Origin of the sequence: Citrobacter sp. EC_71 (assembly GCF_019584005.1) — a bacterium.
In the GTDB taxonomy this organism is placed as follows: domain Bacteria; phylum Pseudomonadota; class Gammaproteobacteria; order Enterobacterales; family Enterobacteriaceae; genus Citrobacter; species Citrobacter werkmanii.
The window spans coordinates 100,995-126,147 of sequence record NZ_VDAY01000009.1 but is presented as its reverse complement, the minus strand read 5'-3'; the positions used below and the strand labels follow the sequence as shown (position 1 = coordinate 126,147).

General features: G+C 50.3%; 23 protein-coding genes. 15 read left to right on the top strand and 8 right to left on the bottom strand.

Features of this window, described 5'->3' with window-relative positions:
- Window positions 1–2: 2 nt before the first annotated feature.
- Window positions 3–347, top strand: coding sequence for a gamma-glutamylcyclotransferase (locus FHD02_RS12205; protein WP_003025723.1), 345 nt, complete (start codon window positions 3–5; stop codon window positions 345–347).
- A gap of 39 nt (window positions 348–386) precedes the next feature.
- Here FHD02_RS12205 and FHD02_RS12200 read toward each other — a convergent pair whose 3' ends face one another.
- A complete protein-coding gene (locus tag FHD02_RS12200; RefSeq protein WP_137361571.1) occupies window positions 387–746 on the bottom strand; it encodes a helix-turn-helix domain-containing protein in 360 nt (119 codons plus the stop codon).
- A 121-nt stretch (window positions 747–867) separates the two neighbouring features.
- On the opposite strand from FHD02_RS12200, the gene FHD02_RS12195 reads away from it, so the two are divergent.
- Entirely contained in the window at window positions 868–1,398 is a 531-nt protein-coding gene (locus FHD02_RS12195) for an NAD(P)H-dependent oxidoreductase (RefSeq protein ID WP_137361570.1), read from the top strand.
- Between the two features lie 94 nt (window positions 1,399–1,492).
- On the opposite strand, the gene ppa is transcribed toward FHD02_RS12195, so the two are convergent.
- Window positions 1,493–2,020, bottom strand: coding sequence for an inorganic diphosphatase (gene ppa, locus FHD02_RS12190; protein ID WP_038636623.1), 528 nt, complete (start codon window positions 2,018–2,020; stop codon window positions 1,493–1,495).
- A gap of 309 nt (window positions 2,021–2,329) precedes the next feature.
- Here ppa and ytfQ point away from each other — a divergent pair, with 309 nt between their 5' ends.
- The 5 genes from ytfQ to FHD02_RS12165 all read left to right on the top strand — a co-directional run bounded on the left by ytfQ (window position 2,330) and on the right by FHD02_RS12165 (window position 8,150).
- Window positions 2,330–3,286, top strand: coding sequence for a galactofuranose ABC transporter substrate-binding protein YtfQ (gene ytfQ, locus FHD02_RS12185; RefSeq protein ID WP_042312755.1), 957 nt, complete (start codon window positions 2,330–2,332; stop codon window positions 3,284–3,286).
- Window positions 3,287–3,407: 121 nt separating this feature from the next.
- Window positions 3,408–4,910 carry a galactofuranose ABC transporter, ATP-binding protein YtfR gene (gene ytfR / locus FHD02_RS12180; protein ID WP_137361569.1) on the top strand — a complete coding sequence of 501 codons (1,503 nt, stop codon included), beginning with the start codon at window positions 3,408–3,410 and terminating at the stop codon, window positions 4,908–4,910.
- Window positions 4,911–4,923: 13 nt separating this feature from the next.
- Window positions 4,924–5,946: a galactofuranose ABC transporter, ATP-binding protein YtfT gene (gene ytfT, locus FHD02_RS12175; protein WP_042312868.1), complete on the top strand. Its 1,023-nt coding sequence runs from the start codon at window positions 4,924–4,926 to the stop codon at window positions 5,944–5,946.
- Complete coding sequence (yjfF, locus tag FHD02_RS12170) at window positions 5,933–6,934, top strand: galactofuranose ABC transporter, permease protein YjfF (RefSeq protein ID WP_042312751.1); 1,002 nt, start codon at window positions 5,933–5,935, stop codon at window positions 6,932–6,934. The genes ytfT and yjfF overlap by 14 nt, the downstream gene beginning before the upstream one ends.
- A gap of 103 nt (window positions 6,935–7,037) precedes the next feature.
- Complete coding sequence (locus FHD02_RS12165; RefSeq protein ID WP_137361568.1) at window positions 7,038–8,150, top strand: methyl-accepting chemotaxis protein; 1,113 nt, start codon at window positions 7,038–7,040, stop codon at window positions 8,148–8,150.
- Window positions 8,151–8,261: 111 nt separating this feature from the next.
- Here FHD02_RS12165 and fbp read toward each other — a convergent pair whose 3' ends face one another.
- Window positions 8,262–9,260 (bottom strand): class 1 fructose-bisphosphatase, encoded by a 999-nt coding sequence (fbp, locus tag FHD02_RS12160; RefSeq protein WP_042312748.1) that lies wholly within the window; start codon window positions 9,258–9,260, stop codon window positions 8,262–8,264.
- 175 nt (window positions 9,261–9,435) lie between these two features.
- On the opposite strand from fbp, the gene mpl reads away from it, so the two are divergent.
- A complete protein-coding gene (gene mpl / locus FHD02_RS12155) occupies window positions 9,436–10,815 on the top strand; it encodes a UDP-N-acetylmuramate:L-alanyl-gamma-D-glutamyl-meso-diaminopimelate ligase (RefSeq protein ID WP_137361567.1) in 1,380 nt (459 codons plus the stop codon).
- A gap of 492 nt (window positions 10,816–11,307) precedes the next feature.
- Window positions 11,308–12,141, top strand: coding sequence for a myo-inositol utilization transcriptional regulator IolR (gene iolR, locus FHD02_RS12150; RefSeq protein ID WP_137361566.1), 834 nt, complete (start codon window positions 11,308–11,310; stop codon window positions 12,139–12,141).
- Between the two features lie 52 nt (window positions 12,142–12,193).
- Here iolR and iolT1 read toward each other — a convergent pair whose 3' ends face one another.
- Window positions 12,194–13,627, bottom strand: coding sequence for a myo-inositol import MFS transporter IolT1 (gene iolT1, locus FHD02_RS12145; protein WP_137361565.1), 1,434 nt, complete (start codon window positions 13,625–13,627; stop codon window positions 12,194–12,196).
- 227 nt (window positions 13,628–13,854) lie between these two features.
- Entirely contained in the window at window positions 13,855–14,049 is a 195-nt protein-coding gene (locus tag FHD02_RS12140; protein WP_137361564.1) for a hypothetical protein, read from the bottom strand.
- 36 nt (window positions 14,050–14,085) lie between these two features.
- Between FHD02_RS12140 and iolT2 the strand changes: the two genes are divergently transcribed.
- Window positions 14,086–15,522 (top strand): myo-inositol import MFS transporter IolT2, encoded by a 1,437-nt coding sequence (gene iolT2, locus FHD02_RS12135; protein WP_220393902.1) that lies wholly within the window; start codon window positions 14,086–14,088, stop codon window positions 15,520–15,522.
- 365 nt (window positions 15,523–15,887) lie between these two features.
- Here iolT2 and iolB read toward each other — a convergent pair whose 3' ends face one another.
- Window positions 15,888–16,697, bottom strand: a complete 810-nt coding sequence (gene iolB / locus FHD02_RS12130) for a 5-deoxy-glucuronate isomerase (protein WP_137361562.1) — start codon at window positions 16,695–16,697, stop codon at window positions 15,888–15,890.
- A 24-nt stretch (window positions 16,698–16,721) separates the two neighbouring features.
- Entirely contained in the window at window positions 16,722–18,227 is a 1,506-nt protein-coding gene (gene iolA / locus FHD02_RS12125) for a malonate-semialdehyde dehydrogenase IolA (RefSeq protein WP_137361561.1), read from the bottom strand.
- A 442-nt stretch (window positions 18,228–18,669) separates the two neighbouring features.
- Between iolA and reiD the strand changes: the two genes are divergently transcribed.
- From reiD to iolI1, 5 genes are all read left to right on the top strand, one after another.
- Window positions 18,670–19,494, top strand: coding sequence for a myo-inositol utilization transcriptional regulator ReiD (gene reiD, locus FHD02_RS12120; protein ID WP_137361604.1), 825 nt, complete (start codon window positions 18,670–18,672; stop codon window positions 19,492–19,494).
- 258 nt (window positions 19,495–19,752) lie between these two features.
- Window positions 19,753–20,673, top strand: a complete 921-nt coding sequence (gene iolE, locus FHD02_RS12115) for a myo-inosose-2 dehydratase (protein WP_137360200.1) — start codon at window positions 19,753–19,755, stop codon at window positions 20,671–20,673.
- A gap of 18 nt (window positions 20,674–20,691) precedes the next feature.
- A complete protein-coding gene (gene iolG1, locus FHD02_RS12110) occupies window positions 20,692–21,702 on the top strand; it encodes an inositol 2-dehydrogenase IolG1 (protein ID WP_085048442.1) in 1,011 nt (336 codons plus the stop codon).
- Window positions 21,703–21,799: 97 nt separating this feature from the next.
- Window positions 21,800–23,143, top strand: a complete 1,344-nt coding sequence (srfJ, locus tag FHD02_RS12105) for a lysosomal glucosyl ceramidase-like type III secretion effector SrfJ (protein WP_137360199.1) — start codon at window positions 21,800–21,802, stop codon at window positions 23,141–23,143.
- Window positions 23,144–23,977, top strand: a complete 834-nt coding sequence (iolI1, locus tag FHD02_RS12100) for a 2-keto-myo-inositol isomerase IolI1 (RefSeq protein WP_137360198.1) — start codon at window positions 23,144–23,146, stop codon at window positions 23,975–23,977.
- Here the strand turns inward: iolI1 and FHD02_RS12095 are convergent.
- Window positions 23,974–25,140, bottom strand: a complete 1,167-nt coding sequence (locus FHD02_RS12095) for an MFS transporter (protein WP_137360197.1) — start codon at window positions 25,138–25,140, stop codon at window positions 23,974–23,976. The two genes, iolI1 and FHD02_RS12095, sit on opposite strands and share 4 nt — an antisense overlap.
- Window positions 25,141–25,153 lie beyond the last annotated feature (13 nt).

The window sequence follows — 25,153 nt, the reverse complement described above, 5'->3', positions numbered from 1 at the left end:
CAATGCGAATATTTGTCTATGGCAGTTTACGAACCAAACAAGGCAACAGCCACTGGATGACCAATGCCCTGTTGCTGGGAAATTTCAGTATCGACAACTACCAGTTGTACAGCCTGGGCCACTATCCAGGCGCCGTTCCGGGAAATGGAACAGTACACGGGGAAGTTTATCGTATTGATAACGCCACGCTGGCAGAGCTTGACGCTCTGCGTACCCGTGGTGGTGAATACGCACGCCAGCTAATTCAAACGCCGTACGGAAGTGCATGGATGTACGTGTACCAACGTCCGGTTGATGGCTTAACGCTGATTGAAAGCGGTAACTGGTTAGACAGAGACCAGTACTGATATGAACACGCCACCCTCGGGTGGCGTTGTTTTTCGCTCTTAATTTTTGTTTATCTCATCATTGCGATGAACATTTCCCCACTCACACATCATATCTAAGACCGGAATCAGCGACAGCCCTCTCTTTGAGAGGCTGTACTCGACCTTTGGCGGAATTTGCGGGTACTCGTTTCTGATTATTAATCCATCACTTTCGAGTTCTTTCAGCGTCAGGCTGAGTGTGCGATATGAAATTGTTCCTATACGGCGTTGGAGTTCATTGAATCTCAGGATGGGACTGGTCCCCGTCAACGAGTAGAGAATGATCATTTTATATTTTCCGCTCACCAGTGAAAGCGTGTAGGCAAACCCGGTATCCCCCAAAAGTTCGCACGGGGAAGTGACTCTCTCTTCGTTCATTACACTAACCTTTTGTATAGTATATATCAACAATGACAGTATTGTACTTTAAAATAATTATAATTATGATGCAAACATCAAATAAATACTGAATGGTTCAGTAAATTATGGAGGATTTTATTTGAAAACACTCATTGTTGTTGTTCATCCCAATTTTAATAACTCTGTTATAAATAAACGCTGGGCAGATGAACTCGCTAAATATCCTGACTTATTTACGGTTCATCATCTTTATCAAGCCTATGCTGATGGTATTATTGATGTTGAACGTGAGCAGAAGTTAATTGAACAACATGATAGTATTATTCTACAGTTTCCACTGTACTGGTTTAATTGCCCTCCCTTACTGAAAAAATGGCTGGATGAGGTATTCACTTACGGCTGGGCATATGGCTCAACAAGCCGTCATGCCTTCAAAGGTCGCAAGTTTTCACTGGCGGTGAGTGCGGGCATTAAAGAGTCGGATTTTTCACATGATGGACGCTATCAGTATTCAATGCAGGAAATACTTTTGCCATTTGAAATGACAGCGAAATATGTCGGGGCAAATTACTTGCCATTCCACGCTTTTTACGGCGCAGAGGATAAATTTTCACAGGAAGAATTAGAGAAAAATGTGAGAGAGTATATTGATTATCTGCGCTCTTTTTAATTATTTCCTCAGTATAAAATTGCACACGATGAGTTGCCAGAGCTTTAATTAAAAAAAAGCCCCGATATTTATCGGGGCTTAGTCATGTGCGATCTTACTTCTTCGCGCGCTCGAAGGATGCAACGATTTCAGCTTTAGCGGCTTCAGCGTTGTCCCAACCGTCAACTTTTACCCATTTGCCTGCTTCGAGATCTTTGTAATGCTCGAAGAAGTGGGTGATCTGCGCTTTCAGCAGTTCCGGCAGGTCGGACACATCTTTGATGTGATCGTATTCTTTGCTCAGCTTGGTGTGCGGTACCGCAACCAGTTTCGCATCTTCACCGGATTCGTCGGTCATTTTCAGAACGCCAACCGGACGGCAGCGGATCACTGAACCAGGCTCCAGCGGGTACGGAGTCGGGACCAGAACGTCAACCGGATCGCCATCCAGAGACAGGGTGTGGTTGATGTAACCGTAGTTGCACGGATAGAACATCGCGGTGGACATGAAGCGGTCAACGAACAGGGCGCCGCTCTCTTTGTCAACTTCGTATTTGATCGGATCTGCGTTGGCAGGGATCTCGATAACAACGTAGATATCTTCCGGCAGGTCTTTACCGGCAGGGACGTTGAGTAAGCTCATGTCTGTTTCCTTTAAATAAGCTATGGCAAACAAGTGGCGGGTATTATAGCCAACTCGCGCGGAATGTCTCCGCTTGTTTTCGCTTTCTCTACTCCCATTTTCTTCTTTTTGCTCCTCTCTGGTGACAGAAAAATCCATATCTTCAGCTGCATTTTTCATAGTGATATGAAAGCGATTACAAACTTGTGATTAACGTTTTATTTACTTTTTTGAAGTGTGATGTAACGCAATCCGTTACATGCTCAATTGTCTATAGTTTTTTCGCGACGGTTTATTAACCAACAATAATCACCCTACGAGGACGCACTTATGTGGAAGCGCTTACTTATAGTCACAGCAGTTTCGGCAGCCATGTCGTCTATGGCAATAGCAGCCCCTTTAACCGTAGGATTTTCGCAGGTTGGCTCTGAATCCGGCTGGCGCGCCGCAGAAACCAACGTGGCGAAAAGCGAGGCCGAAAAACGCGGAATTACGCTGAAAATCGCTGACGGCCAGCAAAAGCAGGAAAACCAGATTAAAGCAGTCCGTTCATTTGTTGCTCAGGGCGTCGATGCCATCTTTATTGCGCCGGTCGTGGCAACAGGTTGGGAGCCGGTGTTAAAAGAGGCCAAAGATGCCGATATTCCGGTCTTTTTGCTTGATCGTTCCATCGATGTAAAAGACAAATCTCTCTATATGACTACCGTCACCGCCGATAACGTGCTGGAAGGCAAATTGATCGGCGACTGGCTAATTAAAGAGGTGAACGGCAAGCCGTGTAACGTCGTTGAGTTACAAGGGACCGTTGGTGCCAGCGTGGCGATCGATCGTAAGAAAGGGTTCGCTGAAGCCATCGCTAACGCGCCAAACATCAAAATTATCCGCTCTCAGTCCGGCGATTTCACCCGCAGTAAAGGGAAAGAAGTGATGGAGAGCTTTATCAAAGCGGAAAACAACGGCAAGAACATCTGCATGGTTTACGCCCACAACGATGACATGGCGATCGGCGCTATTCAGGCGATCAAAGAGGCTGGCCTGAAACCAGGCAAAGACATTCTGACGGGGTCAATCGACGGCGTACCGGATATCTACAAAGCGATGATTGATGGCGAAGCCAATGCCAGCGTCGAGCTGACGCCGAATATGGCAGGCCCGGCATTTGACGCGCTGGAGAAATTCAAAAAAGACGGCACGATGCCTGAGAAGCTGACCATTACCAAATCGATCCTCTATCTGCCGGATACCGCGAAAGAAGAGCTAGAGAAGAAGAAAAACATGGGCTACTAGTTTTGCTGTCGGTCTTCCGTAGGCCGGATAAGGCGTTACGCCGCCATCCGGCATTTGTTGCCTGATGGCGCTGCGCTTATCAGGCCTACGAAACGCCGTGACCTCGTACCGGAGGAATGCCATGACCACCGACCAATACCAGGAAATCCTCCGCACAGAGGGCTTAAGCAAATTCTTTCCCGGCGTCAAAGCGCTGGATAACGTGGATTTCAGCCTGCGACGCGGCGAGATCATGGCGCTGCTCGGCGAAAACGGGGCGGGGAAATCGACGCTGATCAAAGCGCTGACCGGTGTTTATCATGCCGATCGCGGTATGATCTGGCTCGAAGGCCAACCTGTCTCCCCCAAAAATACCGCCCATGCCCAGCAACTGGGGATTGGCACCGTGTACCAGGAAGTGAATCTGCTGCCCAATATGTCGGTAGCGGATAATTTGTTTATTGGCCGCGAACCGCGGCGCTTTGGCCTGTTGCAGCGCAAACAGATGGAAAAGCGCGCGACGGAGCTGATGGCGTCGTACGGTTTTTCTCTTGATGTGCGCGAGCCTCTGAACCGCTTTTCCGTGGCAATGCAGCAGATCGTTGCCATTTGCCGGGCGATCGATCTCTCTGCGAAGGTGCTGATCCTCGATGAACCTACCGCCAGCCTCGATACCCAGGAAGTTGAAATGCTGTTCGGCCTGATGCGGCATCTGCGCGATCGCGGTGTCAGTCTGATCTTCGTCACCCATTTCCTCGATCAGGTTTATCAGGTCAGCGATCGCATCACCGTCCTGCGTAACGGTGGCTTTGTGGGCTGTCGTGAAACTCGCGAGCTGCCACAGATCGAACTGGTCAAAATGATGCTGGGTCGCGAACTGGATACCCATGCGCTACAGCGTGCGGGCCGCACGTTGCTGAGTAATAAACCGGTGGCGGCGTTTAGCGGCTTTGGCAAGAAAGGCACTATCGCCCCGTTCGATCTGCAGGTGCGTCCAGGTGAGATCGTCGGTCTCGCCGGGCTGCTGGGATCCGGGCGGACGGAAACCGCGGAAGTGATCTTTGGCATTAAACCCGCCGACAGCGGCAGCGCATTGATCAAAGGTAAACCGCAGACCTTGCGATCGCCGCATCAGGCTTCGTGCCTGGGAATCGGTTTTTGCCCGGAGGATCGCAAAACGGATGGCATAATCGCCGCCGCCTCGGTACGCGAAAACATCATTCTGGCGTTGCAGGCGCAGCGCGGCTGGTTGCGCCCAATTCCCCGTAAAGAACAAAACGAGATTGCCGAGCGCTTTATTCGCCAGCTTGGTATTCGCACCCCTAACGCTGAACAACCGATCGAATTTCTCTCCGGCGGCAATCAGCAAAAAGTCTTGTTGTCGCGCTGGTTACTGACCAAACCGCAGTTTCTGATCCTCGATGAACCCACGCGCGGGATCGACGTCGGCGCGCATGCCGAGATCATCCGCCTGATCGAAACGCTGTGCGCCGATGGTTTGGCCCTGCTGGTTATCTCATCGGAACTGGAAGAACTGGTGGGTTATGCCGATCGGGTCATTATTATGCGCGATCGCAAACAGGTGGCCGAGATCCCACTGGCTGAATTGTCCGTCCCGGCGATCATGAACGCCATTGCGGCCTAAGGAGACTATGGTGATGCCTCAATCTCTCCCTCAATCCAATCCGCCTAAACGACGGTTTCATTGGCCCAAGGGGATGCCACAGCTGGTAGCGTTGTTGCTGGTACTGCTGGTGGACAGTCTGGTTGCGCCGCACTTCTACCAGGTGATTTTGCAGGATGGTCGGCTGTTCGGTAGCCCGATTGATATTCTCAACCGCGCTGCACCCGTGGCGCTGTTGGCGATTGGTATGACGCTGGTGATTGCCACTGGTGGCATTGATCTTTCCGTTGGTGCCGTGATGGCCATTGCCGGGGCGACGACCGCTGCGATGACGGTGGCCGGGCACAGCCTGCCGGTGGTGCTGCTTGCCGCCTTAGGCTCTGGCATTCTGGCGGGATTGTGGAACGGAATTCTGGTGGCCATCCTCAAGATCCAACCGTTCGTCGCCACGTTGATCCTGATGGTCGCTGGGCGCGGAGTGGCGCAGTTGATCACCTCCGGGCAGATCGTCACCTTCAACTCGCCTGAGCTTTCCTGGCTTGGCAGTGGCTCGCTGTTACTGTTCCCCACGCCGGTGATTATTGCGTTACTGACGCTGGTGGTGTTCTGGCTGCTGACGCGTAAAACGGCGCTGGGCATGTTTATTGAAGCGGTGGGTATCAACATTCGTGCGGCGAAAAACGCCGGGGTCAACACCCGCATTATTGTGATGCTTACCTATGTGCTGAGCGGCCTGTGTGCCGCTATCGCCGGGATCATTGTCACGGCGGATATTCGCGGCGCGGATGCGAATAACGCCGGATTATGGCTGGAGCTGGACGCTATTCTCGCGGTTGTTATCGGCGGCGGCTCGCTGATGGGCGGGCGTTTTAACCTGCTGCTGTCGGTGATCGGCGCGTTAATTATTCAGGGGATGAACACCGGGATTTTACTGTCGGGCTTCCAGCCGGAACTGAATCAGGTGGTCAAAGCCGTCGTGGTGTTGTGTGTGCTGGTTGTACAGTCACAACGCTTTATCAGCCTGATAAAAGGAGTGCGTGGTCATGATAAAACGTAATTTACCACTGATGATCACCCTCGGCGTGTTTGCGCTGGGCTACCTCTACTGTCTGACGCAATTTCCGGCTTTTGCTTCCACCCGGGTGATTTGCAATATCCTGACCGATAACGCTTTTTTAGGAATTATTGCCGTCGGCATGACCTTCGTGATCCTCTCTGGCGGGATCGACCTTTCCGTTGGCTCGGTAATCGCCTTTACCGGCGTATTTCTGGCAAAGGCGATTGGCTACTGGGGGATTTCTCCGTTACTGGCGTTCCCGCTGATTTTGCTGATGGGCTGCGCGTTTGGCGCGTTTATGGGATTGCTGATTGATGCGCTGAAGATCCCGGCGTTTATCATTACCCTGGCGGGAATGTTCTTTTTGCGCGGCGTTAGCTATCTGGTTTCTGAAGAGTCGATCCCAATTAACCATCCGGTTTATGACATGCTCTCCAGCCTGGCATGGAAAATCCCCGGCGGCGGCCGTCTGAGCGCGATGGGATTGCTGATGTTGGCGGTGGTGGTCATCGGCATCTTTCTGGCGCATCGTACGCGGTTCGGTAATCAGGTTTATGCGATTGGCGGCAACGCCACCTCTGCTAACCTGATGGGGATCTCCACCCGCAGCACCACCATCCGTATTTATATGTTGTCTACCGGTTTGGCTACGCTGGCTGGCATTGTCTTTTCAATTTATACCCAGGCCGGTTATGCGCTGGCGGGCGTCGGTGTCGAGCTGGATGCGATTGCCTCAGTCGTGATTGGCGGTACGCTGTTGAGCGGCGGAGTGGGTACGGTTTTAGGCGCCTTGTTTGGCGTGGCTATTCAGGGGCTGATCCAGACCTATATTAATTTTGACGGCACATTAAGTTCCTGGTGGACCAAGATCGCGATTGGTATTTTATTGTTTATTTTTATTGCCTTACAACGCGGTCTCACGGTGCTTTGGGAAAATCGTCAAAGCTCGCCGGTCACCCGCGTAAGCACGGCGACAACACCAAAGTAACATCATGATTTTTCACAAGACATTTAAATAGCTAAACTTTTTCCGGTTGTAGTCGATAGGTTCTGTACAGGTCTGTTTTAACCCTACAACCGGAAATATAACAATGCCAAAATCCCTTTCAATTCGATCAAGTTTGTTGGTGTTATTGTCTCTGCTGGCGTTTCTTCTTTTGCTGACCGGCGGAATGGGGCTATACGCCTCTACCCGCATTATTACTTCATTGATTTATCAAGGTATTATGAGCGCAGCGATGCTAGCGGCCATCGCATTGCTGGCGGTTATTTGGTTTATGCTGCGAAATAAGTTTCTCAAACCGCTGGATAACATTGTTGAACAGCTGGAACGTCTGGCGACAGGTGATTTGTCGCCGGTTAGCGCGCTGTCGGCCAGCGCCGAATTTAACCGCCTCAACGCCGCAATGGATGACATGCGCCATGCGCTGGGCGACTCGGTGCAACGCGTTCGTGACGCCAGCTCGCAAATTGATATCGGTAGCCGTGAACTGACGGCCGGAAACCAGCATCTGGCGCAGCGTACTGAATCGACAGCCACATCGCTGGAACAGACCGCCGCCAGCATGGAAGAGTTAACGGCGACCGTGAAACAGAATGCGGACAACGCCGAACAGGCGCACCAGTTGGCAAAATCGGTATCGGATACCGCCGATCGCGGCAGCGAGATGGTGTGCTATGTGATCGAGAAAATGCGCGATATTGCCGGCAGTTCCAGCCGCATTGCCGACATTCTTAGCGTGATTGACGGCATTGCATTTCAGACCAATATTCTGGCGCTCAATGCCTCCGTTGAAGCGGCGCGAGCCGGTGAGCAAGGACGGGGTTTTGCGGTTGTTGCAGGTGAAGTACGTAATCTGGCCAGCCGCAGTGCCGAAGCGGCAAAAGAGATCCGCGCGTTAATCAGCGATTCGCACACCCACGTCGGTGAAGGCAGCGAGCTGGCGCAGCAGGCGGGTGAAACCATGGATGAAATTGCTACTGAAGTGATGCGCATGACTAAGCTGATGCGTGAAATCGCCAGTGCGTCCCAGGAACAGAGTCGCGGCATAGAGCAGGTGAATATCGCGGTGATGCAGATGGATGAAACGGCGCAGCAAAATGCGGCACTGGTACAGCAGTCTTCAGCGGCTACCCGCTCGCTGGAAGAACAGTCACATGCGCTGCTGGAGGCGATGGCGGCGTTTAAGCTACAGACAGCGTAACCGAACGTAGGCCTGATAAGGCGAAGCCACCATCAGGTAATGTCACTGCATCATGCCGGATGGCGCTTCGCTTATCCGGCCTACAATGTGCAGTAGGCCGGGAAATTGCGCTTACGCGTCCGGGAACTCGCGGATAAAGCGTTCTACATCTTCGACCATATGGTCGTTGCCCACGAAGAAGGAGCGGCGCTGGTGCAGGCTTTCCGGAATGATATCCAGAATACGCTCTTTACCATCGCTGGCTTTGCCGCCCGCCTGCTCGGCCAGGAAGGCCATCGGGTTGCATTCGTACAGCAGACGCAGTTTCCCTTGCGGGTGGCTGGCGGTGCTTGGGTACAAGTAGATTCCTCCCTTCAGCAGATTGCGATGGAAATCCGCAACCAGAGAGCCAATGTAGCGCGAGGTGTACGGGCGCTGGGTTGACTTATCTTCTTCCTGACAGAATTTAATGTACTTCTTCACGCCATTCGGGAATTTGATGTAGTTGCCTTCGTTAATGGAGTACGTGCTGCCTTTCGCCGGGAAGCGCATACGTTCCTGGCTGAGGCAGAATACGCCCAGAGAAGGATCGTAGGTAAAGGCGTGTACGCCACAGCCGGTGGTATATACCAGCATGGTGGAAGAACCATAAACAACGTAGCCCGCAGCAACCTGCTTGTTGCCCGGCTGCAGGAAATCCTCTTCCGTAACCGGTGTGCCGACTGGGGTTACGCGGCGGTAAATAGAGAAAATAGTACCGACAGAGACGTTAACATCGATGTTGGATGAGCCATCCAGCGGATCCATTAGCACAACATATTTTGCGTGTTCGCAGCCTTCGAAGACGACGATTTCATCTTCTTCTTCCGAGGCGATGCCCGCCACAATGTCGCGCGCCTTCAGTGCAGCTTTCAGTTTTTCGTTCGCGAACAGATCGAGTTTCTGCTGAACCTCTCCCTGCACGTTCTCAGCACCGCTGGCACCCAGGATATCGACCAGACCGGCCTTGTTGATATCGCGGTGGATGATCTTGGCGCCCAGCTTTATTGCCGACAACAAAGCAGTGAGTTCACCGGTAGCATGAGAAAACTCGTGCTGCTTTTCGACAATAAATTCACCTAACGTTTTCATAACACTTTCCCTGCAATTTATGTGGAGTAAAGCGACCGCAACAATATTAACAAATATTTCCATTGTTGCGCTTAGGTGAATCGCGCCAGCAAACTACGGAATATCCTGAAATGCGTTTCTCACTTGCCGGACATGTGCGTAAAATGGCCCCCAGATTAAAAAAGGATAGTGACGTATGCGCATTCATATTTTGGGAATTTGTGGCACTTTCATGGGCGGTCTGGCGATGCTCGCGCGCTCGCTTGGTCATGAAGTAACCGGTTCGGACGCCAATGTGTATCCGCCGATGAGTACCTTACTTGAGAAGCAAGGCATTGATTTGATTCAGGGGTACGATGCCAGCCAGCTCGACCCGCAGCCGGACCTGGTGATCATCGGTAACGCCATGACCCGTGGTAATCCCTGCGTGGAAGCGGTGCTTGAGAAGAACATTCCATACATGTCCGGCCCGCAATGGCTGCATGACTTTGTGCTGCGCGATCGCTGGGTGCTGGCGGTTGCGGGGACGCACGGCAAAACCACCACTGCCGGAATGGCGACCTGGATCCTCGAAGCCTGCGGCTATAAGCCAGGCTTTGTGATCGGTGGCGTTCCGGGCAACTTTGAGGTTTCTGCGCGTCTGGGCGAAAGCGACTTCTTCGTGATTGAGGCGGATGAGTACGACTGCGCCTTCTTCGATAAGCGTTCTAAATTCGTGCATTACTGCCCGCGCACGCTGATCCTCAACAATCTTGAGTTCGATCACGCGGACATCTTTGACGATCTGAAAGCTATTCAGAAACAGTTCCATCACCTGGTGCGTATCGTGCCGGGCCAGGGACGCATCATCTACCCGGAAAACGACATCAATCTGAAACAGACGATGGCGATGGGCTGCTGGAGCGAACAAGAGCTGGTGGGCGAACAAGGCCACTGGCAGGCGAAAAAACTCACTACCGATGCCTCCGAGTGGGAAGTGTGGCTGGACGGTGAAAACGTTGGCGTAGTGAAGTGGGGGCTGGTTGGCGAACATAACATGCACAACGGTCTGATGGCGATTGCGGCTGCCCGTCATGTTGGCGTAGTGCCTGCCGACGCGGCGAATGCGCTGGGCTCATTCATCAACGCCCGTCGTCGTCTTGAACTGCGCGGCGAAGCGAATGGCGTGACGGTGTATGACGATTTTGCTCATCACCCGACGGCGATTCTGGCAACGCTTGCTGCACTGCGCGGTAAAGTGGGCGGCACTGCGCGCATTATCGCGGTCCTGGAACCTCGCTCGAACACCATGAAAATGGGCCTGTGCAAAGATGACCTGGCGCCATCGTTAGGTCGTGCGGACGAAGTGTTCCTGCTGCAACCGCCGCACATTCCGTGGCAGGTAGCAGAAGTCGCTGAAGCCTGCGTACAGCCTGCGCACTGGAGCGGCGATGTGGATGCGCTGGCAGATATGGTGGTGAAAACCGCACAGCCAGGCGATCACATCCTGGTGATGAGCAACGGCGGGTTTGGCGGTATTCATCAGAAACTGCTGGACGGCCTGGCGAAAAAAGCTCAAGACTTAACAGCGTATTAAATTACTATGCGGTCAGCCATCTTTGTGGCTGGCTGTTTTATATTGGGCATCTTGCTATTGAAAGCGCATACCGCTCACAGGGAGGCGTTAAAGCAATACTGAAAAAAATCATTTGCCGCTCAGTATTGAAAAAGAGTAGACGCATATCCTTAAGGTAATCAGTGTAATACACTAAGAGTGTTCCGCCAATTGCCGTATGCGGGACGAAAAGAGCCAGTTCGCAATAACAGATGAAGGTTTCGTGATTTATAAACGTCATCTTCTGCCTTTCAACGTTTGCGATGCCGCCTGGCTGCGGGCATCGTCCAGTCATAACAATGCTGATCCTGTCGCATTTATGCGGTCAGATTCAGATTGCTCAGAACCCAGCCCGCCAGCAAATTCTGTACTGAAGGTAACCACAGCGCAATTTGAATGTTGTTAACTGTATGATCAGTTCATTTGTGCTAATATAGTTATTTACGAAATTTTCGTTCTATTAGAGTATTATGCATGTCTAAACATCAAACTCAACTTTCCTTACTGCAGGATGATATCCGCAGTCGCTATGACAGCCTTAGCAAACGCCTTAAACAAGTTGCTCAGTATATTCTGGATAACAGTAATAGCGTTGCTTTTGACACGGTTGCTTCCATTGCGCAACATGCGGATGTTCCCCCTTCGACACTGATTCGTTTTGCTAATGCGTTTGGTTTTAGCGGATTTAATGAAATGAAACAGGTGTTTCGCCAGCATCTGATGGAGGAAACTGTAAGCTATACCGAGCGGGCGCGTCTGTTCAGACAGAAAAATGCGGATGAGGGGGAACCTACCCCGGAAAAGCCGGGTGAAATTCTGAAGCTATTTTCAATGGTGAATGCACAGGTATTACAACAATTACCGGTGCAGATTAAAAATGAGCAGTTGGATGCGGCGATAAATCTGTTAGCGAAAGCCGACAATATTTATGTGATTGGATTACGTCGTTCGTTTAGCGTGGCCAGTTATTTAACCTACGCATTGCGTCATCTGGAGAGACGGGCATTTTTAATTGACGGTATTGGCGGAATGTTCTCTGAACAGCTAAGTATGGTCAGCCCCGACGATGTTGTTATTGCCATCAGCTACTCGCCTTACGCGCAGGAAGTGGTGGAATTGGTCGAGCTTGGCGCGAAACGGGGTGCGCACCATATTGCGATAACTGATAGTCAGGTCAGCCCGCTGGCAGCGTTCAGTGAAGTCTGTTTTGTGGTACGTGAAGCGCAGGTCGATGGTTTCCGGTCTCAGGTTGCGTCCATGTGTCTGGCGCAGACGTTAGCTGTTTCACTGGCGCTGGCGACGGAGTAAAAAAAAACAAGCCGATGATCGTATTTAGCGATCATCGGCATTGTGGTGAGAGTTAATCAGAATAACGTTCGGCTTGGATTGGCGGCAGTTTTTTTCTGCGTTTTGCTAACACGACGCTCTCCATTTTCTCCAGCGAAATACCTTTTGTTTCCGGCAGGTAACGGCAGATAAAAAAGTAACTGAAGACGCAGCAGATAGCGAATATCCACATCGGAAATGCGCCGTGGAAATGAGAAAGTAAATACGGGTTTTCATTAATCATCGGGAAGCATTGTGAAACTATAAAGTTTGCCATCCACATAAATCCGACCGAAATACTCATTCCCTGTGACCTCATCCGGTTAGGGAATATTTCAGAAATAAGCACCCATGCACCCACGCCCCAGGAAAGCGCGTAGAAAATCATAAAGAACAGCATACCAAATAGCGCGAAATAACCGGTTGCCTGGCTGTACAGCGCCCATGATGTGAGCAACAAGCCGATGATGCTGCCGATAGTGCCTTTCCGCATCAGTGACAAACGACCCATCTTATCCATAATCATTGCGCCAATAATGGAGCCGATAAGCTGAATTACGCCGATCCAGATTGTCTGGAAGAGGGCCTCCTGGGCGCTACCGGTCACATCCTTCAGGACGATTGGCGCGTAATACATCATTACGTTAACCCCTGTCACCTGTTGCAGCATAGCGATCATGCAGCCCAGAATCAGGATGAAACGCACGTTCCCATCGCGGTAATTGAGTTTTTGATGTGCGTTTAGTTGGTCATTTTGCAGTGAGGTTTTTATATCGGCAAGAAGATGTCTGGCGTGCTCTTCGTTGGATATTTTGGTCAGGATTTTTAGCGTCTCCTCCTCGCGACCAATCATCATCATCCAGCGGGGAGATTCCGGGATTAAAAAGACTAAAATACAGAACAAAATGCAGGGAATAATTCCCGCAGCAAACATATAGCGCCAGCCAAGTTCAATAAGCCAGGTATCCGCTGCAATCGATGCTATTTTGTAGTTAACGTAGAAGATCAGAATCTGCCCAAAAACGATAGCGAACTGCTGCATACTTAATGCTCTGCCGCGCATATTTTTAGGTGAGACTTCAGACATATACATCGGTGATACTGTTGCCGCCAGACCGACTGCCAGTCCACCGATAATGCGATAAATCACAAAATGGGTGAACGTGAAGGAAAGGGAAGTACCTACTGCGGAAATAGTGAATAACAGCGCTGAAATCATCAATGATTTCTTGCGTCCAAAACGTTTGGATAAATATCCGGCGCTAAACGAGCCAATAACGCACCCCACCACAACGCAGGAAACCGCCCAGCCGGTCTCAGCAGGAGATAGATGAAAGTAGCTGGTAAGTGAACCAATCGCACCTGAAATAACAGCAGTATCGTAGCCAAATAATATTCCGCCCAGTGCGGCAATCGCGCAGATGCGTAATATGTAACCCGTATTATAACAACTATCTGATGTGGACATAGGTAGATTATCTCCAGAATAAACTTCATCTATCCGTTTGAATTTAATGAACAAATAGACAAATTCATCTTATATCGGTCATTGCCGTAGCGCTGCCGACGATCTTATAGCTATTGAGAACTCTCGTTTCACAACCTATGTTTTAATTTCAAATAGATCAATAATGAAACTTATGTTTTGTTATGGGTATCACATTTCGAATTTCATAATCCTGGCGTTTTTTATCGTTAAGATGCTGGGTTTTGCGCAATGGATTTACTTATGTTTATGAAATTGTTTGATTTTATTGGTTTTGTGGCAGTGCCTGGGTTCAATTTGTCAGGGGCCGTACTTTTTGCTCTTTCCTGGAACATCTCCATTTCGTGATCTTTTGCATGGAATTTTTCTTCTAATTGGTGCAAAAATAAAATGAAAAATTTCATTGGTGTGTTGTTTCCTCAACAGGCAAGGGAGGGGTTATGTCTCAGAGAAGTAAGTACAATTCGGCCTATGTGTACGCCCTGTGTTGTATTGCGGCACTGGCTGGATTGATGTTTGGGTATTCAACGGCGGTGATTACCGGGGTGGTATTGCCTTTACAGCAGTATTACCGACTGACACCAACCGAGACCGGGTGGGCCGTTTCCAGTATCGTGATTGGTTGTATTATCGGTGCGCTGGTCGGTGGAAAAATTGCCGATAAACTGGGGCGTAAGCCTGCGCTTCTGATCATTGCGATCATTTTTATTGCTTCTTCCTTAGGGGCGGCGATGAGTGAATCGTTCATGATCTTCTCTCTTTCCCGCATTGTGTGCGGTTTTGCGGTTGGGATGGCCGGAACGGCATCCACTATGTATATGTCTGAACTGGCGCCTGCTGAAATTCGCGGCAAAGCGCTGGGCATTTACAATATCTCCGTGGTGTCTGGCCAGGTTATCGTTTTTATAGTCAACTATCTGATAGCAAAAGGAATGCCTGCGGATGTGCTGGTTTCCCAGGGCTGGAAGACTATGCTTTTTGCCCAAGTGGTGCCATCAATCGCGATGTTAGCGATTACGCTTTTCCTACCCGAATCACCGGCATGGTGCGCTCGTAACAACCGCGGCGAAGCCCGTTCGATAAAGGTGCTTACCCGGGTTTATAGTGGATTAACGGCCACAGATGTGGCTGCTATTTTTGACGGCATGAAAGAAACCTTACGCCCACAGGACAACGTCGCAGGGGGAGAACGCACCAACCTGAAAAGCTCACCGGTGCTCCGCTATATTTTGTTGGTTGGATGCTGTATCGCCGTTTTGCAACAGTTCACAGGCGTTAACGTAATGAACTATTACGCGCCGTTGGTGTTGCAGAACAGCAGTACCGAAGTGGTTATGTTTCAGACCATTTTTATCGCGGTATGCAATGTGGTGGGCAGTTTTATCGGCATGATCCTGTTCGACCGCTATGGCCGTATTCCGATTATGAAAATTGGTACCATCGGCTCAATTGTCGGTCTGCTGATCGCGTCATACGGTTTGTACACCCACGATACAGGCTACATTACCATCTTTGGTATCCTGTTTTTTATGCTGCTGTTTGCCGTCAGTTGGAGCGTTGGCGCATGGGTACTGATTTCTGAGGTTTTCCCTGAAAAGATTAAAGGTTTTGGGATGGGGTTGGCGGTGAGCCTGATGTGGATAGCCAACTTCCTCATCTCACTGTTGTTCCCGGTCATAAATGATAACGCGTGGCTGCAGGAGGCCTTCGGCGGTGCTTTCTCGATGTGGATCTTTGTCGTCTTTAATTTGGTCTGCTATGTCTTTATTTCTCGTTATGTACCGGAAACGAAAGGGATACCGCTAACGGAAATTGAACGGCTGGCCGAGGACAAGCTGCGTGAAATTCAGGGGAAACGTCGCGATGTAATAGCCTGAGACATCTCTGAGATTAGTGGAGAATATCCAGAGATATTCTCCGCTGGTTTACACAACCTTCAATCCCTCCAGCGAGTGCGCACAGGATATACCCTGTTGAAACCTCCACTGTATTGATCACCTCTACGTAAATACTTGCTCCATAATAATATCGGCAAATAGGGTAAGTCTTCTTCTGCATCATTATTTTTTAACAGAAAACCATTGTGTATTCCTGGTGGGAGCCGTGTCGTAATACGCTATATACAAAACAGGGAAATAATTTAAGAGAAGGCGGATATCGATCTTATGAGATTGTGTGGCGCAGAGTTGAATAAAAAAGCCAGCCGCAGAGGACGGCTGGCAAAGTACCACGCAACGAAGTGTTATCGCGGGTAGTCTGCTGAGTTAATCCACGCGTGGTTCTCTTCCCAGGTGAAACGCCATTTTCGTAGTGGACCAGCCATCACGTTCAGATAGTAGTTATCGTAACCCGCGATGGTGGCAACCGGGTGGTAGCCTTTAGGTACTTTCACTACATCCCGGTTATAGACCGCCATACATTCATCCAGGCTGCGATCGTCAGTGTAGACACGCTGTAAGCAGAACCCCTGAGGTGGATTGAAACGGTGATAGTACGTCTCTTCCAGATAGGTCTCCTGACCTTCAACTGCCGTATCGTGCTTGTGCGCGGGCCAGGAGCTGGTATCGCCTTCATTAGTGTACACTTCAACGACTAGCAGGCTATCGGCGAGCTGGCTATCAGGAAGGATGTTATGCACCAGGCGCTGATTGCGTCCTTTTCCCCGATGTTCTACCCCGACCTCTTGTGGCAAGATCAGACGTACGGGAAGCTCTCCGAATCCCGGCGCGCTGCATACGGCCAGCTCAAGGTCGGTTTCGGCTGTCACTTTTGCCTCCGTATGATGTGGGAGGTAAACCGAATAAGCAGGAATGCGCTCAAATGGACTCATGCGCTGGCCAATCCGATAGAAAAAACTGTCGGCGGCCTTAACGCTGGCCAGCCCAGCAACCAGCACCAGGCAGCGTTCGCGCTCATCGGATGGCAGGGTTATCGACTCTCCAGCCTTCAACTGCCAGACATCAAAACCGACATACTCCCAGCCTGCATTTTGAGGGGAAATGTGTTGGATATTCCCCGACTCAGAGGTACAGGTACTCAGCAAGTTGGCCATAATCTTCTCCTTCCTGAAAGCGTATTAGCCGAGAGTCGGCATACTGAACTCCGACACGATCTGCTGTCCGTTCGGCCAGCGCGCGGTAACGGTTTTCATCCGGGTATAGAAGCGCACGCCATCCGGCCCATGGACGTTCAAGGCGCCAAATACCGAACGCTTCCAGCCGCCAAAAGAGTGAAATGCCATTGGAACCGGAACTGGAATATTAATACCGACCATTCCGGCTTCAACCGACTGGGCGAATTCGCGCGCATAGTGACCGTTGGTGGTGAAAATCACGCTGCCGTTGCCGAATTCATGGGCGTTTACCGTTCTAATGGCGGCGGCATAATCCGGGACGCGCACAATTCCGAGAACCGGGCCAAAAATTTCGTCACGCCAGATGGTCATCTCAGGCGTGACGTTATCAAACAGCGTGCCGCCGACATAAAAGCCTTCAGGATATCCCTCCACGCTATAGTTGCGGCCATCCATGACCAGAGTTGCTCCCTCGCTTACCCCTTTGTCGATGTAACCCAACACTTTCTGTTGATGAGCACGTGAAACAACTGGGCCCATTTCATTTTCATCTTTGCCGCGCAGCTCTCCCGGGCCGATACGTAGCGCCGCAATCAGCGGTTTCAGGCGTTCGATCAGACGGTCCGCCGTTTCATCACCTACCGCGACCACTACCGGCAGCGCCATACAGCGTTCGCCCGCGGAGCCAAATGCTCCGCCCATAATGGCGTTGACGGTGGCGTCCAGGTCTGCATCCGGCATGACTATTGCGTGATTTTTGGCGGCCCCGAAGGCCTGTACGCGTTTGCCATGGGCGCTGGCAGTGGTATAGATATGTTCCGCGACGGCAGAGGAACCGACAAAGCTGACGGCCTGTACGCGAGGGTCGCTGGTCAACAGGCTGGCCGCCTCATTGCCACAGTGAACAACGTTAAACACGCCGTCCGGCAGGCCAGCCTCCTGCAGAAGCTGCGCCATACGTAACGATGCGGACGGCACCAGCGCGGGCGGCTTCAGGACGAAAGTATTGCCGCAAGCCAGAGCAACCGGGAACATCCACATAGGCACCATTGCCGGGAAGTTAAACGGTGTGATGCCTGCCACAACCCCAAGCGGTTGCATTAATGAAAAGCTGTCAACGCCCGAGCCGACGTTAAAGGAGTATTCTCCTTTGCTGAGGTGCGGGATCCCGCAGGCAAATTCGACAACTTCTATGCCGCGTGTCAGCTCGCCAAGCGCATCTGACCAGACCTTACCATGCTCGCTGACGATCAGCGCCGCCAGTTCGTCCCGATTTTTTTCCAGTAATACTTTGAATTCAAAAAGGATACGCGCCCGTCGTAGCGGAGTCATTTTACTCCATGCCGGAAAAGCTTCATGTGCGCTTTGAATTGCCGCCAGCATCTCCTCTCGGGTGCTTTGGGTGACCTGACGAATTACTTTACCGGTGGCCGGATTAGTCACCGGTAGCGTCTCGCCGCTGCTGCTCAGTGTCGTTTTACCATGAATAAAATTGCCGACTGTTTCCATCTCTTTTTTATCCTCTTAAACCGATGTTGACGACGTTCTGACTGAGCGGTCACAGGAAAGCCTGGTTATCTTCAGCCTAAAACGTATACCGTATTCAATGTAAATTTTAGGATTAAAAATTTCAAATTTATTTTTATGAAATTTTATTTTGAAAAAATATGGGTCGATTTTTATACGGTGTTATGTGCAGTAAGCAAATTTCATATTTGATTAAGTATTTGATTTTTATTGTTTTTTTAACAATTCAGCTATCAAGAGTAGTCTACTGTATCGAGGAGATATTTGAAAAAATTATGATCTGCATAGCATTTTTGTTTCATTTGGTGTGGTATAAAAATTCAAATTTTAGGGGTGTTGCGGCACCACAGTTTCGGATATTGGAGGGTAAATCATGCGCTTGTGCTTCTGTCCTTCAGAACGAGAGAATAAGGCTCAGCCCCAGTTGGCGTATGTTAGTCAGGTCAGTGAGAGCAATGGTCCGTTTGTCCGGTTCATGCATATGCACCCACAGACCGTTGAACTGATACTTATCACCGAAGGCGATGGGGAGTATTTCATTGGCGATCGCATCTACCCGGTTCGTAAAGGCGACCTGGTAATTTATAACAGCCAGGTGGTACATGATGAGTATCTGGAAAGCGGGCGGCCAATTGGCACTATTTGCTGTGGAATTAACAACATTTCGTGTCCGGGTCTACGCGAGAATGCGCTAATACCGGATGATATTGTGCCGGTTATTCCACTGTATCATCATTATGCGACGGTGGAGAAACTGATGAGCTCCGTGTTTACCGTTATTAACCAGCATGCTGTAGAAGGGCCAACAATGGCGCAGTTATTGACCCGGGTAGTACTCAAATACATCGAGGGAAATGTATTATTGCGCACAGGTAACGATGCCATACAGCGCCATGAAAATTTACTTGATTCAATAAAAACCTATATTGATCGTAATTTCTATGAGCCAATTCGGTTGGATACGCTGGCGACGAAATTTAATGTCAGCCCTTATTATGTATCCCATGAATTTAAACGCCGCTATGGTTATTCACCGATGGATTACCTGATAAAGCGTAGGCTGGGAGAGGCGCAATCGTTACTAACCACGGATGAAGGTGGGCGCGAAAAGATCACCTCTATTGCCTATCGTGTTGGTTTTAGCAACCTTAGCCATTTTCAGAATTATTTCAAGAATAAAGTAGGGAAAACGCCCGGTCAATATCGCAAGGACTATCGTAAGGCTAATTATTTATTATTTGAATATTAACTCTTATTAAAATTTAATTGTAATAGGAATGGCCGCAATACTGCGGCCATTTTTATTTGCTGGTATATTTTATGCGTTTATCTATCGTGCGAAAAGACTGGCAATATCATTAAAGAGTGATGATTTTTTTGTGATATCTGACGCATTTATCCCTCTTCTTCAACCAGGATAGATAAAGTTTTTCAGGCTACAAAAAGTAATATGTTGTCCATCAAAGGTTAATTTGCATCGCGGTATGCAGTAAAAGCGTTTCATTAAGTGGGAGCCAGCAACATGTACAATGTAAAAAAGAGTATTAAGTTGGGGATTGCGCCTATTGGTTGGCGCAATGATGACATTCCTGAAATTGGTAAAGAAAATACATATAAACAAATACTTAGTGATGCCGCACTTACCGGTTTTTCCGGAACGGAAGTTGGCGGTTGTTATCCGCAGGATCCTGCTGAGTTAAATAAAGAGTTAACGCTTCGCGGGCTGGAAATACCAGGTCAGTGGTTTTCTTCCTTTATTATTCGCGATGGTATTGAATCTGCGATGAACGCTTTTGAACAGCATTGCGCTTATTTGCAGGCAATACATGCATATGTCGCTGTTGTTTCTGAACAAACTTATAGTATTCAAGGTATTATCGATAAGTGCGTTTATACGGAAAAGCCTAACTTCAGCGACAGTGAATGGCAGCTTTTATGTGAAGGACTTAATGCGCTTGGGAAGATTGCCAATGCGCACGGGCTGAAACTCGCTTTCCATCATCATATGGGCACCGGTGTGCAGACTCTGCCGGAAGTGGAACGGCTAATGGAGAATACCGATCCGCAATATGTACATCTGCTGTTTGATACCGGGCATATTTATGTTTCTGACGGCGATGTCATGCCGCTACTGAGTAAACATTTTGATCGTATTAAACACGTTCATTTTAAAGATGTGCGTAATGAAAAACTCAAAGCGTGTCGCCTCGCGAAGAAATCATTCCTCAATTCTTTCCTGGATGGTGTGTTTACCGTTCCCGGCGATGGAAATATTAATTTTAAATCCGTATTAGCTTATCTGGTCGAGCATCAATATTCTGGCTGGATTGTTGTTGAAGCCGAGCAGGATCCTAAGAAATATAACCCATTGGAATATGCGCAAAAAGGTAAAAAGCATATTGATGAGTTACTGAAAAATTATCTTTGATTGAAAAGGAAACAGAAAATGACTTTAAAAGCAGGTATTGTAGGTATCGGCATGATCGGCTCCGATCACTTAAGACGTCTGGCCAACACCGTGTCAGGTGTTGAGGTTGTTGCCGTATGTGATATCGTCGCAGGCAGGGCGCAGGCGGCGCTGGATAAGTATGCGATCGAAGCGAAAGACTATAATGACTATCACGATCTGATTAATGATAAAGACGTTGAAGTGGTCATCATTACCGCATCAAATGAGGCGCACGCCGATGTGGCAGTTGCCGCGCTAAATGCTAACAAATATGTTTTCTGCGAAAAACCGTTAGCGGTGACGGCTGCGGATTGTCAGCGTGTGATTGAAGCAGAGCAAAAAAATGGTAAGCGCATGGTGCAGATTGGTTTTATGCGCCGCTACGACAAAGGTTACGTTCAGCTGAAAAATATTATCGACAGCGGCGAAATCGGTCAGCCATTAATGGTTCATGGACGTCATTACAATGCCAGCACGGTGCCAGAATACAAAACGCCACAGGCTATCTATGAAACATTGATTCATGAAATTGACGTTATGCACTGGCTGCTTAACGAAGATTATAAAACCGTTAAGGTTTACTTCCCGCGTCAGTCTAGCCTGGTGACCACTCTGCGTGATCCGCAGCTGGTAGTAATGGAAACCACCTCCGGCATCAATATTGTGGTTGAAGTGTTTGTGAACTGCCAGTACGGCTACGACATTCACTGCGATGTTACCGGCGAGAAAGGAATGGCGGAGCTGCCAACCGTCGCCAGCGCCGCGGTACGGAAAGCGGCGAAGTATAGCACCGACATTCTGGTTGACTGGAAACAGCGCTTTATTGATGCCTACGACGTTGAGTTCCAGGATTTCTTCGATCGCCTGAACGCAGGATTGCCGCCGGCAGGCCCAACGTCATGGGATGGTTATCTGGCTGCGGTTACCGCTGATGCCTGCGTGAAGTCTCAGGAAACAGGGAATACCGAGATTGTTGAATTACCCTCAAAACCTGATTTCTACAAATAAACCTTCCACGTATTAAGGCCTCCTGCCGGATAGCGATGCTTAAGCGTCTTATCCGGCATATCACAATTTATTATCTTCTTTTATCCGGAACTCCCCTATGAAAGGCAGACTCATCTCTTCCGATCCGTATCGTCAGCAATTCCTGGTTGAGCGCGCGGTCTCTTTTTCGCATCGTCAGCGTGATTGCAGTGAATTAATCTGCGTCTTACCGCGACACACGTTACAGCAGATTGACGGATTCGGCGGCAGCTTTACCGAAGGTGCGGGTGTGGTATTCAACAGCATGAGCGAAAAGACGAAGGCGCAATTTCTTTCCCTTTATTTTTCTGCTCAGGAACATAATTATACTCTGGCACGGATGCCAATTCAGAGCTGTGATTTTTCCCTGGGCAATTACGCGTATGTCGATTCCAGTGCTGACCTGCGGCATGGACGACTCTCCTTTTCCCGCGATGAAGCGCATTTAATGCCGCTGATTTCCGGAGCGTTGCGGTTAAATCCACGAATGAAGCTGATGGCTTCGCCGTGGAGCCCGCCGGCGTTTATGAAAACTAATAACGATATGAACGGTGGCGGCAAGCTGCGGCGTGAATGTTACGCCGACTGGGCCGATATCATTATCAACTACCTGCTGGAATACCGCCGCCACGGCATTAATGTGCAGGCGCTCTCCGTACAGAATGAGCCGGTGGCGGTAAAAACCTGGGACTCCTGTCTGTATAGCGTGGAAGAGGAGACAGCCTTTGCCGTGCAGTATCTGCGTCCGCGCCTTGCCCAGCAGGGTATGGATGAGATGGAGATTTATATCTGGGATCACGATAAAGATGGCCTGGTGGACTGGGCTGAACGCGCCTTTGCTGACGAAGATAATTATCAGGGAATTAACGGGCTGGCATTCCACTGGTATACCGGCGACCATTTTTCGCAAATACAGTATCTGGCCCAGTGCCTGCCAGATAAAAAACTACTTTTTTCCGAAGGCTGTGTGCCAATGGAGAGCGATGACGGTAGCCAGATTCGCCACTGGCATACCTATCTCCATGACATGATTGGTAATTTCAAATCGGGTTGTAGTGGGTTTATCGACTGGAATCTACTGTTGAACAGTGAGGGCGGGCCGAATCACCAAGGTAATCTGTGTGAAGCGCCCATTCAATACGATGCGCAAAACGATGTGTTGCTGCGTAATCACTCCTGGTATGGTATTGGCCACTTCTGCCGCTATGTGCGTCCGGGGGCGAAGGTCATGCTTTCTTCAAGTTACGATAACCTTCTGGAAGAGGTGGGATTTGTGAATCCCGACGGCGAGCGTGTGCTGGTGGTGTATAACCGTGATGTGCAGGAAAGGTGTTGCCGGGTGCTGGATGGCGATAAAGAGATTGCATTAGCGCTGCCGCCGTCAGGCGCCAGTACGTTGCTATGGCGGCAGGAGTCGATCTGAATGATGAAGCTGGGATTTAATGAAGCGACCTGTATGCGAAACTCCACGCTGGCACAGGATGTTGTGTTGGCAGAACGTTTTGGCTATGACTACATTGAAATCCGTCTGGATATGTTGCAGGAGTGGTTGCAGAAACATACGTTAAGCGAGCTGGTAGACATTTTTGCCGTCGGCCACCTTAAGCCCTGGGGCTACAATTCGCTTGAAGACATTACGTTTTGTGATCGCGAAAGCTGGGCGGAGAAACGGCGGCAGTTGGCTTTCGCCTGCCATGCTGGCTCAGTGGTGGGTGGTGATTGTCTGGTTGTGGTACCCACCATTAGTCAGGGGGAAAATTTTCCGGTAGGGGAAACGGTGAAAGATTCAGTGAAGCGTCTGCGCGAGATGGCGGCTGTGGCGGAAGAAAGCCAGATGCGGCTAGCCTTTGAGCCGATCGGTTCCGCAGGATGCTGTGTGCGTAGTCTTGCCATGGCGATGGAGATCGTAGATGCGGTCGATCGCAGTAACGTCGGGCTGGTCGTCGATGCCTTTAATCTTTACCTGCACGATCAATGGAGAGATCTGACCACGCTTCGCCAGATCCCTGTGGAAAAGATCTTCGTTTACCACATTGATGACGCCGATAATCTGCCGCTGGCAACGCTGGATCATTGCCATCGTCTGTTTCCTGGCAACGGCGTGATCCCACTGCATGAGATCACGCATGAGCTAGTGCAGAAGGGCTATGAGGGGATCTGTTCGCTGGAACTGTTTAACCCTGGCTACTGGCAGATGGCGGCCAGCGAAGTTTTTGCGATAGGGGCGGAAAAAACTCGCCCCTTCTTAACGGCTTAATGTTGCCGCAGCAGGAGATGGACAACCGCCGCGCCCAGCAACGCGCAGGCCGCGGCCAGAAGAAAGACCTGCTGATAGCCGATGAACGGCGTCAGCAGGCCCGCTATTGGTCCGGTAAATCCGTAGGCCAGATCCTGAAATGCTGACCAGACGCCGAGGGCCGTACCACGAATCTCCGGTGGCACTCTGCGCACAACCTCTACGCCCAGCGACGGGAACATCAGCGAACAGCCGCAGCCGGTAATTGCCGCGCCAATCAGCGCAGCACCTGCTGATGGAGCGGCCCACATTACCGCCAGTCCGGTCCCCTCTATCAGTAGTGAAAAGGTTGCGACCGTAGCACCGCCGTAACGGTCGGGAAATTTGGCGCAGAAAAAGCGGATAGCGATAAACGCAATGCCAAACAGCGTCATCGCAAAACCGGTGTTATCCCAGTGACGCTCGTTGAACCAGAGTGCGGTAAACGCGCTGAGGGTAGCAAAACCAATGCCCTGGAGCACAAGCCCTGTTCCGGGACGCCACACCAGGCCAACTACCCGTAGCACTGGAACGCGGGGACGGGCTGTTGGGATATTCCCCGGAATGCCATAGATGACTCCACTGGCGATGATCGGTAACATCACGACGAGGACCGCCGGAAGCGCCAGGCCGGCCCAGGCGTAAAGCGACAACCCCAGCGGCGCGCCGATAGCCAGCGCACCGTATGTCGCCATGCCGTTCCATGAAATAACCTGACCCGCGTGGGTCGGGCCCGCCAGCCACATCCCCCAGGTTAAATTACCGGTCAAAATGAAACTTTCACCGATTCCCAGCAGCACACGACCAACAATCAGTATGGCCCATGCGAGCAGTGGAACCGGGTGAGCGCTCAGACTGACCAGCATCAGCAGACCTGATGCGGCGCAGTAGAACTGACCGGTGATAACCGTCCGGCGCCCGCCTGACGTGTCGGCTTTTCGACCCGCGGCGCCCCGGGTAAACAAGGTGGCGATAAACTGGCTGCCTACCGCGATACCGATCAACAGATCGCTCAGATGCAACTGCTGCTGAACGTATAGCGGTAGCATGACTAGCGGGATGCCAATAGTCAGATAGTTGAGGAACATCGCGGCGCTGATGCGAAACAGCGTGATCGATGTGGAATGTTGTTTGAGGGCTGGCATGGAATCGTCCTTG